We start from the raw sequence: 13,127 nt of genomic DNA, 5'->3' as shown, positions 1-13,127 counted from the left end.
GCCCCCGTCAGGCGATGGCCTGGTTGATACGGACGAAGTTACCGGCCGGATCGCGGAACGCGCAGTCTCGCACGCCGTAGGGCTGGTCGATGGGCTCCTGCACGACGTCGGCGCCCTTGGCCTCGATCTCGGAGAAGGCGGCATCCACGTCGTCGGCGGTGAGGACGACCCCGGCGAAGCTGCCCTTGGCCATCAGCTCGAGGATGGTGCGGCGTTCATCGTCGCTGATGCCTGGATCCACCGCCGGCGGCGTGAGCACGATCGATGTGTCCGGCTGGCCGGCCGGGCCAACCGTGATCCATCGCATGTCGTCGTACCCGACGTCCTTGCGGACTTCGAAGCCGAGGACGTCGCGGTAGAAGCCGAGGGATGCCTCCGGATCGATGTGCGGGAGGAAGCTGACGCTGATGGTGATGTTCATGTTCTCGACGCTAGTCACGCCTGTGGGATGGCGCTTCTCGATTCCTGATCGGTCTCGTCGCCTGCTTCTCGATCCACGACGGGATGCCGGGGCCGAGACCCGGTTCGCGCCGGTAGGCGCTCGGTGATACCCCGACCAGCTCGCTGAACCGGGTGCTGAAAGTGCCGAGAGAGGAGAACCCCACTTCGAAGCACACCTCAGTGACACTCACGTCGCCGCGGCGCAGGAGCGCCATGGCGCGTTCGATGCGGCGCGTCATCAGATACGAGTACGGCGACTCTCCGAAGACCTGGCGGAACCTCCTGCTGAGATGGCCCGCTGACATGTGCTCGCCCCTGGCGAGCGTCTCGACGTCGAGCGGACGCGCGTACTCGCGGTCGATCCTGTCTCTCACCCGCCGCAGCCGCACCAGCTCGGCCAGTCGATGCGGATCCCCCTCTTCACTCACACCACGATCCTGGCATCCGATAGCGTGTGCGCGTAGCGTCCGCCCACGAAAGGAACACCATGTCATCGTTCAGCACGGCGGAGCCTGGATTCCTGCGCTCCGTCCGCATCTTCCTCGGCGTCTCCGGAGCCGTCACTCTCATCGCCGGCCTGGTGCTGCTGATCTGGCCCGCCAAGTCCGCTGTCATCGTCACGGGAATCTTCGCCAGCTACCTCATCGTCGGAGGACTGGTCTATCTCGGGCTGGCGGTCTTCTCCGGCAAGGGCGGCGGCTGGGTCCGTGCCGGCCATATCGTACTCGGACTGCTCTACATCGTCACCGGCGTCATCGCCTTCGCGAATCTGAGCGCCGCGACCGTCACTCTCGCGATCATCGTGGCCATCTTCATCGGCGTCAGCTGGATCGCCGACGGAGTGGTGGCGCTGAGCCTGATGGGACTCGACGCCTCCAAGGTGTGGACCCTGCTCTACGCGCTGCTCGGCATCGTCGCCGGCATCGCCGTGCTGTTCTCGCCCCTGTACGCGGCTACCGTGCTCTGGCTCATCCTCGGCATCTCCCTTGTCGCGCTGGGTGTCGTGCAGCTCGTGCGGGCGCTCACCATGAAGAGCGTGCAGGCGGCGCACGCACCGGTCGCCGACATCTGAGCGGCCCGGCGTCGAGCAGAGAAGAGGGAGGCGACCCCGAGCGGGCCGCCTCCCTCTTCACCGCAGGATCACTCGGCGATGAAGTCCGACGTGTCTCCGACCAGACGCGTGTGGTCGGAGGGCACTGGGTCGATCGCGGCCTGCGCCACCTCAGCGGCGAACTCCGACACGTTGTATAGCTTGCCCGCCGACTCGCGACGCTCGGCGATCGCACCGGGGTTCAGGCGGTTCAGCAAAGTGGCGGTGATGGTGCCCTCGATCATGTCGCCCGAGACGACGGTGAAGCCGATGCCCTTCTCGGCGAGGTCAGGGACGAGTTCGCGCAGGGCGTCCTCGCCGGCACGCTTCGACTTCGCGACCGGTTCGTACTCGGGCATGGTCGGCGTGGTGCGGATGAAGTGCGCCTGGTGGCTCGTCACGAAGACGACGCGTGCACCGTCTCCGAGCAGCGGTTCAGCGGTCTGCAGCACGTTCACCTGCGCGTCGCGGTTGAGCTTGAGCGCGTAGTCCTCGCCCATGTTGGCTTCCATGCCACCGGAAGCGTTCAGCACGAGAACATCGAGGCGGCCGAACTCCTCACGCACCTGATCGAACATCGCCGACACCGACTCGGGGTCGGTCAGATCCGCACCAACCACGAGGGCACGGCGTCCGAGGGCGCGCAGCTCGTTCGCGAGCTTCTCGGCGCGCGGCGCCTTGTTGCGGAAGTTGATGACGACGTCGGCGCCCGCCTCGGCGAAGTAGCGGACGGTGTCGGCTCCGATTCCTCGCGACGATCCGGTGACGAGGGCCACCTTGCCGTCGAGGGATCCGGCCGGAAGGACCTGTGTCATTCGTGCTCCTCGATACGCGGGGATCGCCCGTATGGCGACACTCAACCCTACAACGCCGCCCTGTCCGGGCCTGGTCCGCGTGGTAGGTTGACGACAGGAGGGCGCATGGACGGTTTCGCGACATTCTTGGCCGACATCGGGCAGTGGGCGTGGATCGCCTGGCTGGTGCTGATCGCCGTCTTCCTCGTGATCGAGATGCTGACTCTCGACTTCACCTTCCTCATGCTCTCCTTCGGCGGTCTCGTCGGACTCGTCGGCGGGCTGCTCGGACTTCCGTGGTGGGGCCAGCTCATCGTCGCGGCGGTCGCCGCCGCCCTGTTCATCTTCTTCCTCCGTCCTCCCCTGCTGCACCGTCTGCGCCGCGGCGAGGATCCGGCGAAGTCGAATGTCGACGCGCTGATGGGGCTCCGGGGCACCGCGCTCCTCGACATCACCCAGATCACTGGCCAGGTGAAGCTGAGCAACGGCGACATCTGGACCGCCCGCAGCGTCGATGGAGCACCCATCCTCGCCGGCACCCGCATCGCGGTCGCCGACATCAGCGGCGCCACCGCCATCGTCCGCCCCGTCACCGAATAGGAGCAAGATGAGCGACTCCTCGTTCATTCCGACCGCTATCGCGTGGATCCTGGCCATCGCGGTCATCATCTTCGTGCTCGTCACCATCGCCCGCGCGATCCGGATCATCCCGCAGGCCACGGCGGGCGTCGTCGAGCGGCTGGGTCGCTACCACAAGACCCTGCAGCCGGGGCTGAACCTCCTCGTGCCGTTCATCGACCGGCTGCGGCCCCTCATCGACATGCGCGAGCAGGTGGTGTCGTTCCCGCCGCAGCCGGTGATCACCGAGGACAACCTCGTCGTCTCGATCGACACCGTCGTCTACTTCCAGGTGACGGATGCCCGTGCTGCGACCTACGAGATCGCCAACTATCTGGGTGCCGTGGAGCAGCTGACCACCACCACTCTCCGCAACGTCGTCGGCGGTCTGAACCTCGAAGAGGCTCTGACCAGCCGTGACAACATCAATGGCCAGCTGCGGGTGGTCCTCGACGAGGCGACCGGCAAGTGGGGTATCCGCGTCTCCCGTGTCGAGCTGAAGGCCATCGATCCGCCTGTCTCGATCCAGGACTCGATGGAGAAGCAGATGCGCGCCGAGCGCGATCGCCGCGCCGCGATCCTGACGGCTGAGGGATCGAAGCAGTCGCAGATCCTCGAAGCCGAAGGTCAGCGTCAGGCAGCGATCCTCAAGGCCGAGGGAGAGAAGCAGGCTGCCGTGCTGCGCGCTCAGGGCGAGGCCGAGGCGATCCAGAACGTCTTCGGAGCGATCCACCAGGGCCGCCCAGACGACAAGCTCCTCGCCTACCAGTACCTGCAGATGCTTCCGAAGATCAGCGAGAGCGAGTCGAGCAAGCTCTGGATCATCCCGAGCGAGCTCACCGAGGCCCTCAAGGGCATCGGCTCGGCGTTCACGCCGCGCGGCGACGCCGCTGGCGACTCCCCGCGCGACGCGTGACGCACCCGTTCTTCACCGGCACGACTCACCCCCGAGTCCTTGCCCATCGCGGACTGACCTCCGCGAACGGCGAGGACTCGTCGGTGTGGGAGAACACGGCGGCTGCCTTCGCCACCGCGCACGCCGCAGGAGCGGAGTACATCGAGACCGACTGCCAGGTCACCGCCGACGGCGACGTCGTGCTCTTCCACGACGATACGCTCGCGCGGCTGACCGGCGATCCGCGCCCGGTTGCGTCGGTGCGCACGAAAGAGCTCGAGAGGCTTTTCGCAGAGCATGGCGGACTGCTCACGGTGGCAGACGCTCTCGACGTCTTCCCCGACGTGCGGTTCAACATCGACGTCAAGACACCCGCGGCCGCGGGCCCGCTCGGTCCTGCCCTCGCTCCTCATGCGGACCGCGTGCTGGTCACCAGCTTCTCCGACCGCAACCGCCTGGCGGCACTCGCCTCCACTGAAAGAGCCGGCGCCGAGATCCGCCCCGCCACGTCCGGCGGGCGCTCTGTGATCGCACGACTGCGGGCGCTGTCGGCTGTTCGCCTCTCCCCCGCGCGGGTGCTCCGTGATATCGACGCCGTGCAGATCCCCGAGGTCCACGGCCGACTCCGCCTCTTCACTCCGTCGCTGCTGCGCGCCGCCCACCGGCACGGTGTCGAGGTGCACGTCTGGACCGTCAACGACCCCGCCGACATGACCCGACTGATCGCAGCCGGTGCAGATGGCGTCGTCACCGACCGCGCGGACGTGGCCCTGCGTGCCTTCTCCTGATCCGTCGGTGAGCATGGGCGATGCCCTGGGATTCCGCTGTGAGTTCTCGACCGTTCTCGCCGCCGTGGATGAAGCGCACAGGCGCGAGCGTTATACCTGACAGCGACGAGAGGACCACACAATGGCAGATCGCAGCCTTCGCGGCATCCGGCTGGGTGCCCAGAGCCTTCAGAGCGAGGAGGGCGTCGTCTTCATGGAGCGGCGCGCCACCGAGTACAAGTGCGACACGTGCGGCCAGGAGACCACCCTGATGTTCGCCGCCGATGCCGAGGCACCGCAGACATGGGAGTGCCGCCACTGCGGCGCCGAAGCGGTGCTGCAGGTCGACGGTGCACCCGTCAAGATCGAGGACAACGACGAGAAGGCAGCACGCACCCACTGGGACATGCTGCTCGAGCGTCGCACCCGCGACGAGCTCGAAGAGCTCCTCGCTGAGCGCCTCGCCTATGTGCGCGCCCGCCGTGGCGCCGGCGACGACCCGACGCGCGAGCGCATCGGCGCCTGATTCACCCGCGTCGCCGAGACCACAATCCGGCGATGATCAGCGCACCCGGCGCCGCGACCAGCATCACCAGCTGGATCCACGGGCCGAGTACGACACCAGCCGTGAGGCCGGAACGCAGTTCGACATCCTCGAGCAGCGCTCCGGCCTCATCTGCGTCCAGCGAGGCGACAGTCGAGCCGTCCGGCCGGATGATCTGGCTGGTGCCCACCGTCGACACGTTCACCACACTGCGTCCGGTCTCGACAGCGCGCATCCGTGCGAATGCGAGCTGCTGCAGGTTCTCGTCGGTACCGCGGAAGTCAGCATTGTTGGTCTGGAAGACCAGCACCTGAGCCCCCTGCGTCACGCTCTCGCGGATCACCTCGTCGTAGATCACGTCGAAGCAGATGGCGAGCCCCACGCCGACGCCGTCGACCCGGACGACAGGCGGGTTCGACCCGGGCGTGTACTCTCGCCCGATCAGGCCGATCAGGTCCGGTGCGAGTGCGTAGTAGAAGTCGCGGTCGGGGACGTACTCCCCGAATGGCACGGGATGCCTCTTGTCATGCAGCTGAGTGGCGTCGCCGTCCTCCATCCACAGAAACGATGTGTTGAAGATCCGGTCTCCGCGTTCGGTCGCGGTGTTCGCGAGCAGGGGGGCGCCGAACTCGTTCACCAGTCGGGTCAGTCTCCGAGCGGTCGTCTCATCCTGGAAGGGGTCGTAATCGATGCCGCCTTCGGGCCAGACGAGAAGGTCGACAGGGCCGTCGCCGATGGCTCGAGTCGCGTCCGTCTGCGCAGTCATGACGCCGTACGGCTCTCGCTCATCGAAGTAGCCGGTGCTCCCATTGCCCTGCACCGCCGCGATCCGCATGTCGCCGCTCGGAGCCGTCGGGAACAACGGCGTGAGCGAGAGAACAAGGGCCGTCAGCACCGGTGCGATCAGCAACCAGGGCCGACGCCAGCCGCGCATCCGCACTACCTCTACGAGCAGCGCGGCAAGAGCGACCATCAGGAAGGAGAGCCCACTCACTCCGAGCCACGAGGCGACCGGCGCGAACGGGCCCTGGGCCTGCGACATTCCTAGCCGCGCCCAGGGAAACCCGCCGTAGGGCCAGTTGCCGAGGAAGAGCTCATGCACGGTCCAGAGCCCCGCTACGACGAAAGGCAGCACGATGGCTCTGCTGCGGGGCCACGCTCGCGGAAGCCACCGGTAGGCGAGCGTGATCGGAAGCAGCGCCACCGCAGTGAGCGCCCCCTCCACCACCGTCAGCGCCACCCACGGAACAGGACCGAGATATCTCGCAGTGAACGAGACCTGCACGGCGAAGAAGACCAGGCCGTACGCGAGCCCGACCAGCAGAGCCCCGCCGATCCGCCGCCCCATCAGAGCAGGCAGCAGCAACGCCAGCGCCACGAACACCAGCGGCCAGATCGCCGCGGCGGGAAAAGCGAAAGCCATCAGCGCCCCCGCGACCGCCGCCACGACCACGGCCCCCCACAGCGGCAGGGGCGGGCGCGCCGAAGGCATCGGCTCGACGTCGGTCATCGGGTCACACCGCGGTGTAGACGACGATGCCGCGCCGCACACCCTCGAGCGCGCGACGAGCGGTTCGGCCCAGCTCGGCATCCTCCGCGACGATCGAGAGCTGGTCCAGCAGGTCGATCGTCTGCTTCGCCCAGCGCACGAAGTCACCGGCGGCCATGTCTGCGTCGATGAGCACCCGGTCGAGTGACCCGCCGCGCGCCCATGCGTGCATCGCGGCGGCGAGACCAGGTGCGAGGGGCTCGGTGCGCGGCAGCGAGTAGTCGTGCTCGAGGTCATCCAGCTCGGCCCAGAGCCGTGTCGTGGCGTCGTAGGCGATGCGGAACGCACCGCGAGGCAGTCCGCGTTCGCCCATGTTCTGCTCATCGCGCCGCGGCTCGTACACCAGGCAGCTGGCCATGGCGGCGAGCGACGGCGCATCCAGGTTGCGCCAGAGTCCCTGCCGCAGTGACTCGGCGACCAGCAGGTCGCGTTCACCGTAGATGCGGCGCATCGTGCCCCCTGCGCTCGTCAGCGAAAGCGTGTCGCCTTCGCCTTCGAGGTAGCCGACGACCTGCAGCACATCGATGACCCGGTCGAAGATCCGGGCGACGGTGCCGGTGCGGGTCTCGATCTGGCGTCGGATGCGGTCGGTGTCGCGCTTGAGCGAGAAGTAGCGCTCGGCCCAGCGCGCGTGGGCTTCGCGGTCAGGGCAGCTGTGGCAGGCGTGCCGCCGCATTCGATTGCGCAGCGTCTGGATCTTCTTCATCCGCTTGTCCCGAGCCGCGCGACCACCGGCATCCCGGCGGTCCTTCTTCTCGAGATCGCTGAGCTCGCGCCGCATCGCGGCGTACTCGAGAAAGTCGCCGTGTTCGCAGCTCATCGCGTCGCGGTAGCCTGCCAGCGACTCCTCCGCCTCTCGCACCTTGCGGGCGAGCCCGACGACAGATCGGTCTGCCTGGAACTGGGCGAAGGACGACTCCAGGATCTGGCGTGCTCGCGCGCGACCGAACCTGTCGATCAGGTTGACCGCCATGTTGTAGGTCGGGCGGAAGCTCGAGTTGAGCGGGTAGGTGCGACGGGATGCCAGGGCCGCGACGGCCTGGGGGTCCATCCCCTCTGTCCACTGCACGACCGCGTGACCTTCGATGTCGATGCCGCGGCGGCCGGCGCGGCCGGTGAGCTGGGTGTACTCCCCCGAGGTGATCGCGACCCGCGCCTCACCGTTGAACTTCTCCATCTTCTCGAGCACGACCGTTCGCGCAGGCATGTTGATGCCGAGTGCCAGCGTCTCGGTCGCGAACACGGCCTTCACGAGCTTGCGCTGGAAGAGTTCCTCGACCACCTCTTTGAATGCGGGAAGCATCCCGGCGTGGTGGGCGGCGACGCCTCGTTCGAGATCGTCCCTCCACTGCCAGAACCCGAGCACATCGAGATCTTCGTCCTGCAGGGCACGGGTGCGATCGGTGACGATCTCCCGGATCTGCTCGCGTTCCTCCTGCGAGGTCAGGCGGACGCCGGCGCGACGCACCTGCTGCACAGCCGCATCGCAGCCGACGCGACTGAAGATGAAGAAGATGGCGGGCAGCAGATTCGCCCGCTCGAGCAGTCGCACCACCTCGGGGCGATCCATGCGCTCGATACGGCGCATGTTCGACGCCCGCACCGGGCGCTTACCGCCGCGCGGCGGGCGATGTGCCTCGCGACCCGCGTGCCGATTGCTGCGGTACTCCTGCGCACGGCGGTTGCTCTCGTGCCTCGACCCGGTGAACGATCGGATGCGCAGCAGCTCCTGATTCACCTGCGCAGTGGCGATGCCTGCGCGCTCGTCGAAGAGCGGCAGCAGGTCATCGCGAACCAGAACGTGCTGCTCGAGAGGCACGGGCCGGATCTCCGACACGATGACGTCGGTATCGCCACGCACGGTGTCGAGCCAGTCGCCGAACTCTTCCGCGTTCGACACCGTCGCGCTGAGTGAGACGAGCCGCACATGTTCGGGCAGATGCAGGATGACCTCTTCCCACACGGGGCCGCGGAAGCGATCGGCAAGGTAGTGCACCTCGTCCATAACGACGTAGCGCAGTCCGCGCAGCGCATCCGAGTCGGCGTACAGCATGTTGCGCAGAACCTCGGTGGTCATCACCACGATCCGCGCGTTGCCGTTGATGTTCGTGTCACCGGTGAGCAGGCCGACGTCGTCGGCGCCGTACACGTCGACGAGTTCGCGGAACTTCTGATTCGACAGCGCCTTCATCGGGGTCGTATAGAAGGCCTTGTCGTTCGGCGTCTGCATCGCGAGATGGATCGCGAACTCTCCGACGATGGTCTTGCCTGCACCGGTGGGGGCGGCCACGAGCACGCTGCGGCCCCGCTCCAGTGCGTAGCACGCGTCGACCTGGAACGGATCGAGCGCGAAGCGCTGCCGGTCCGCGAAGGCCTGCGTGTGAGGATGCTCCGCTGCCGCGCGCGCTGCGGCGTAGCGGTCAGCGGGCGAGCTCATGCCGTCGGCAGGTCGGGTTCGAGACCGGCGGCGACGCGCTTCTTGCGCCGGCGCTTGTCGAGCAGCAGCGTGAGGCCGGCAGCGGCGAAGTACAGCACGATGAGCATGCCGGCCAGCATCAGCATGCTGACCACGTCGGCTGCGGGCGTCGCGAGCGCGGCGAACGTCGTCGCGATCAGCACAGCGACCCGCCACCCCTTGAGGATCGCCTGGCCCGACAGGATGCCGGCGAAGTTCAGCGCCACCAGGAAGACGGGCAGGACGAAGGCCACGCCGATCACCAGCATCATCTTGAAGACGAAGTCGTAGTACTCCTTGGCCGTGTACAGGTTCTGAGCCCCGTCGGGGGTGAACGTCGCCATCAACTCGATGATGTGAGGCACGATGAGCGTGCCCACATAGCATCCGGCGAAGAACAGCGGCAGCGCCGCCCCGAGGAACCCGAGCGTGTACTTGATCTCCTTGCGGGTCAGCCCGGGCATGATGAACGCCCAGATCTGCCACATCCAGATCGGCGCCGACAGGAACAGCCCCAGCGAGAACGCCATGCGCATCCGCAGATCGAACGGCGCCGTCACCGAGCTGAAGGTGAGCGCCACAAGCTGATCGCTCTCTTCTGCCACCCGGTTGATCGGCTCTGAGATAAACGCGATGATCGGGTCGGTCACGATGAACGCGACGATCATGCCGACCAGCAGGCCGGCCGCCGACAGCATCAATCGCTTGCGGAACTCGAGAAGATGAGCGCCCAGCGACATCCGCCGTTCACCGCGCGGCTGGCTGTCCTTCGCGGCGTGAGAATCTACCGCAGCCACGCTGATCAGACAGTGCGATCAGGACCGGCGGGCGATTCGGGGTCGACGTCGGTCGCGGTGTCCTTCTTCTTCGTCGGGTCAGCGGCGTCTTCTTCGCGCATGGCCTTCATCTCGCCCTTGAAGACGCGGGCCGACTGACCCATGCTCTTGGCCAGCGCCGGCAGCTTCGCCGCACCGAAGAGAAGAAGGATGACGACGAGGAGGATAACCAGGTGCCATCCGTTGAGGCCAGCAAACATGTGGAGCTCCTAAATCGAGGGTGCGATCAGTCTACCCGGACGGGATGCGACCCAGGTGTCGTGTACAGGTCGAGTCCTGCAGCCGCCCAATCACGGGTGGTCGTACGGGCCAGAGTGGGGTCAAGGACTTCCAGCGCTCCACCGAATCGTGCGGCGATCCGCTTGATCCCGCGGGGGTCGGCCATCCGGATGCGGAGGGTGACGAGCCCGTCGGCGCGATCGATCTCCTCCTGGCGGAACGCCCCGATCATCGGAGCCAGCCGCTCGGGAATCCGGACCGTCACCTCGCCTGCGGGGCCGTCGCCGTCGCCGAACTCGGTCGGGACCGTGGCGTCGGCGTGCGTGATGGGAATGTCGGTGAGGCGCGGGTCGCTCACCCGGTCGAGGTGGAACGTGCGCATGGCGGTGCGCAGATGGCACCAGCCCTGCAGATACCACTGACCGTTGTCGATGCGGATCTGCGCGGGGTCGACAGTACGCGTCGTTGGCTGCGCATCCGGCGCCTGATAGCGGAAGGACACGGCCACCCCGTCATGCAGGGCCTGCGACACGACACGCTGCACCTCGGTGACGGCGGCAGGGGCCACGATCAGATCGGGAGGTGCACCTGCGGAGCCCCGCGAGAGCTTCGCCATGAGACCGGCGACGAGACCCGACTCGGCGACCGCCGGCACCGAAGCGACCATCTGCAGACCCGCGAGCAGCGCTGCAGCCTCCCGCGCGGTCAGCCGCGGAACGCGCCGAAGCGCGACGTCGTTGGTGATCTCGATGATGTCGTGCTCGTCGAGCAGGTCCCAGTCGATGTCGAACATCTCCTGCGGGAGCTGCCAGTAACCCGAGTCGCCTGGCAGGCCTATGACCGTCAGCTTCTCGACCATCCTGCGCAGCGCTTCGGGAGTCACGCCGAAGTCGGCGGCAGCCTCGTCGAGCGTGACCTGTCCGCGCTCGAGCAGGTAGGGCACGAGGGTGAGGTAGAGCCGTACGCGGTCAGCGGCGAGCAGCGGCGCGCCAGAGGTGCTCATGACCTGCTCCCCTCTGCCCGGCGATCGGCCGAGTGCTGGTCGACGATCGCCCTGAGGCGCTCGATCACCGCGTCTCGCAGGTCGGCAGGTGAGACGACGCGCACCTCAGGACCGTAAGACGCGAGCTCGTCGGCGAAGATGTGCCGGTCGACATAGCCGACCGCGATCCCCTGCGCCTGCGGTGTGGCTCGGCGCCCGAGCCGCAGCGCGGCCTCGGTGCCCGGCGTCACCTCGAGCAGGGCGCTCTGCGATGCGGCCACGTGCTCGAGTCCTGCGAGAGCCCGATCCGCGGCCCCCTCGCGCAGCGCCACGTCGAACGTCTGAGCAGTCACCTTGACGTCTCCGACGATGCGGCTGAGCAGGAAGGTGCGTTCTGCGTCGATGTCGATGTCGATGCCGAACAGGTGCCAGCGCGCTTCGTACTCGACCTGGGCGAGCGGCCGCACGCGTCGACGCGTCGGCGCCGTCTCCCCCGGCTTCAGGTACTCGAAGACGACAACGCGATTGCGCTCGATCCCTTCCTGAAGGGCAGGGAACGCGGCATCGCGAGCCGCGATGCGCGGCGCGAAGCCGATGATCGGCTCATCGCCGTCGATGCCCAGCGCGCGGATCTTGCGGACACCCGAGCGTGCGTCGAGCGAGACCGACTCGGTGCTCCAGACGCTGCCCGCGAGGCGGAGGACGGCCAGCTCCGCGGGAGTGAAGTCGATGTCGGCCGGCAGATCGTAATCCGCCTGCGGGATGCGATAGCGCGCCTCGCGGAGATCCTGAGGGTCGGTGGGGTCGCCGATGGTCTCGATCGGCACGCCGAGGGAGCGCAGCTCGTCTTTGTCGCGCTCGAACATCTTCTCCAGCGCATCGGTCTTGGCGCCAGCCTCGACCCGCTGCCTATAGCCGGAGACGTTCTCGATGATCTGCTGCTTCGTGAGCCCGATCTCCGTGGCCATCAGCGCCACGACGAGGTTCGTCAGGCGCTCCTCGGCCGGTATGCGGGCGGCTGTCACTGCGCCGTCAGCTCCTCGGGTACGACGCCGAGGACGTCGACGACGTGAACGGTGGCGTCGCCGGCCTCCGACGGCACGACGATCATGAGCTGCGAGCCGACTCGCGCCTTCGAGACCGCGTCAGCCACTTCGGCCGAAAGTCCGTCGGTGCCGGTGAGTGTTCCGTCCCACGTGGTCTGCTCGACCGTGCGGTCGCTCCATCCGACCGAGGTCGACCGGATCAGGGCGGTGCCGTCGCCCACCTTCTCGTGCTCGCCCCGGAGCAGCGTCTCGGTCACGGCCTTCTTCGGAGCCGCGGTGTCAGGGATGATGACGCCGGGGCGTCCGTCGGGGGCCCGCACGACCGACGGCAGACCAGGCGCGTCGTTGAACACGTCGGAGCCGTCGGCCTTGTCGAGAGTGGCGTAATGCACGTCGTAGACCGCGAGCAGGTTTCCCTTCGCGTCGAGGCCGATCTGATCGGCCACGCCCTCCGGCAGGTCGGACCCGGGGATCGCGACCACGATGCGGCTTCCGGCGGTCGCACATTCCAGCGCCTTGTCCACACCGGGCAGCTCGGCGCCTGCGGATTCCGGGCTCCAGAGCCGCAGCTGAGCGTCGATCGGCTCCCCCGTCGTGCCGTTCACCAGTACACGAGCGAGGATCGCCTCCTGGCGACCGTCGGTGATGGCACGGCCGTCGCCGACGATGAGGTCAGCGTAGGAGAGGTCTCCTGACCGCACGGGCGTCTCCACGCTCACCTCTGGTGAGCCGAACTCGCCTGTCACCTTCACCGAGGCCTCCAGCGCGGCTGAGCTGTCGCGGTCGCACGCGGAGCCGTCGAAGGCCGGCGTCGCGGCCGAGCAGCCGGTCAGAGCGATTGCGGTGAGGGCGAGAGCCGAGAGGGCAGCGGTCGTTTTACGCACGCGCCCC

At 67.5% G+C, this 13,127-nt stretch carries 15 protein-coding genes; 5 read left to right on the top strand and 10 right to left on the bottom strand.

What is annotated here, in order from left to right; all coding sequences use genetic code 11:
* Positions 1–7 precede the first annotated feature (7 nt).
* Both JOE67_RS00450 and JOE67_RS00445 read right to left on the bottom strand, forming a co-directional pair.
* Positions 8–421: a VOC family protein gene (locus JOE67_RS00450; RefSeq protein ID WP_204973618.1), complete on the bottom strand. Its 414-nt coding sequence runs from the start codon at positions 419–421 to the stop codon at positions 8–10.
* Positions 422–431: 10 nt separating this feature from the next.
* Positions 432–869, bottom strand: coding sequence for a helix-turn-helix transcriptional regulator (locus tag JOE67_RS00445; RefSeq protein WP_338041441.1), 438 nt, complete (start codon positions 867–869; stop codon positions 432–434).
* A 59-nt stretch (positions 870–928) separates the two neighbouring features.
* On the opposite strand from JOE67_RS00445, the gene JOE67_RS00440 reads away from it, so the two are divergent.
* Positions 929–1,513, top strand: coding sequence for an HdeD family acid-resistance protein (locus JOE67_RS00440; protein ID WP_204973616.1), 585 nt, complete (start codon positions 929–931; stop codon positions 1,511–1,513).
* Between the two features lie 68 nt (positions 1,514–1,581).
* On the opposite strand, the gene JOE67_RS00435 is transcribed toward JOE67_RS00440, so the two are convergent.
* Entirely contained in the window at positions 1,582–2,346 is a 765-nt protein-coding gene (locus JOE67_RS00435; protein ID WP_204973615.1) for an SDR family oxidoreductase, read from the bottom strand.
* A 105-nt stretch (positions 2,347–2,451) separates the two neighbouring features.
* On the opposite strand from JOE67_RS00435, the gene JOE67_RS00430 reads away from it, so the two are divergent.
* The 4 genes from JOE67_RS00430 (at position 2,452) to JOE67_RS00415 (ending at position 5,131) form a co-directional block, all read left to right on the top strand.
* Positions 2,452–2,925: an NfeD family protein gene (locus JOE67_RS00430; RefSeq protein ID WP_204973614.1), complete on the top strand. Its 474-nt coding sequence runs from the start codon at positions 2,452–2,454 to the stop codon at positions 2,923–2,925.
* Positions 2,926–2,932: 7 nt separating this feature from the next.
* Positions 2,933–3,859 (top strand): SPFH domain-containing protein, encoded by a 927-nt coding sequence (locus tag JOE67_RS00425; RefSeq protein WP_204973613.1) that lies wholly within the window; start codon positions 2,933–2,935, stop codon positions 3,857–3,859.
* Entirely contained in the window at positions 3,856–4,626 is a 771-nt protein-coding gene (locus JOE67_RS00420; protein WP_204973612.1) for a glycerophosphodiester phosphodiesterase family protein, read from the top strand. Before JOE67_RS00425 ends, JOE67_RS00420 begins: the two co-directional genes overlap by 4 nt.
* Before the next feature lie 121 nt (positions 4,627–4,747).
* A complete protein-coding gene (locus JOE67_RS00415; protein WP_182253146.1) occupies positions 4,748–5,131 on the top strand; it encodes an RNA polymerase-binding protein RbpA in 384 nt (127 codons plus the stop codon).
* Between the two features lies 1 nt (position 5,132).
* On the opposite strand, the gene lnt is transcribed toward JOE67_RS00415, so the two are convergent.
* The 7 genes from lnt to JOE67_RS00380 form a co-directional block, all read right to left on the bottom strand.
* Positions 5,133–6,659 (bottom strand): apolipoprotein N-acyltransferase, encoded by a 1,527-nt coding sequence (lnt, locus tag JOE67_RS00410; RefSeq protein WP_239527931.1) that lies wholly within the window; start codon positions 6,657–6,659, stop codon positions 5,133–5,135.
* Between the two features lie 4 nt (positions 6,660–6,663).
* A complete protein-coding gene (locus JOE67_RS00405; protein ID WP_204973611.1) occupies positions 6,664–9,135 on the bottom strand; it encodes a DEAD/DEAH box helicase in 2,472 nt (823 codons plus the stop codon).
* A complete protein-coding gene (gene tatC / locus JOE67_RS00400) occupies positions 9,132–9,893 on the bottom strand; it encodes a twin-arginine translocase subunit TatC (protein WP_204976532.1) in 762 nt (253 codons plus the stop codon). Before tatC ends, JOE67_RS00405 begins: the two co-directional genes overlap by 4 nt.
* A gap of 62 nt (positions 9,894–9,955) precedes the next feature.
* Positions 9,956–10,189: a Sec-independent protein translocase subunit TatA gene (tatA, locus tag JOE67_RS00395; protein ID WP_204973610.1), complete on the bottom strand. Its 234-nt coding sequence runs from the start codon at positions 10,187–10,189 to the stop codon at positions 9,956–9,958.
* Positions 10,190–10,215: 26 nt separating this feature from the next.
* A complete protein-coding gene (locus JOE67_RS00390; protein ID WP_204973609.1) occupies positions 10,216–11,211 on the bottom strand; it encodes a helix-turn-helix transcriptional regulator in 996 nt (331 codons plus the stop codon).
* Positions 11,208–12,158: a helix-turn-helix transcriptional regulator gene (locus tag JOE67_RS00385; protein WP_204976524.1), complete on the bottom strand. Its 951-nt coding sequence runs from the start codon at positions 12,156–12,158 to the stop codon at positions 11,208–11,210. Before JOE67_RS00385 ends, JOE67_RS00390 begins: the two co-directional genes overlap by 4 nt.
* Before the next feature lie 53 nt (positions 12,159–12,211).
* Positions 12,212–13,120 carry a hypothetical protein gene (locus JOE67_RS00380; RefSeq protein ID WP_204973608.1) on the bottom strand — a complete coding sequence of 303 codons (909 nt, stop codon included), beginning with the start codon at positions 13,118–13,120 and terminating at the stop codon, positions 12,212–12,214.
* Between the last annotated feature and the right edge of the window lie 7 nt (positions 13,121–13,127).

The sequence above is a fragment of the Microbacterium esteraromaticum genome (assembly GCF_016907315.1).
In the GTDB taxonomy this organism is placed as follows: Bacteria; Actinomycetota; Actinomycetes; order Actinomycetales; family Microbacteriaceae; genus Microbacterium; species Microbacterium esteraromaticum.
The sequence above is the reverse complement of the archived record's forward strand: the minus strand, read 5'-3'. Positions and strand labels throughout refer to the sequence as shown.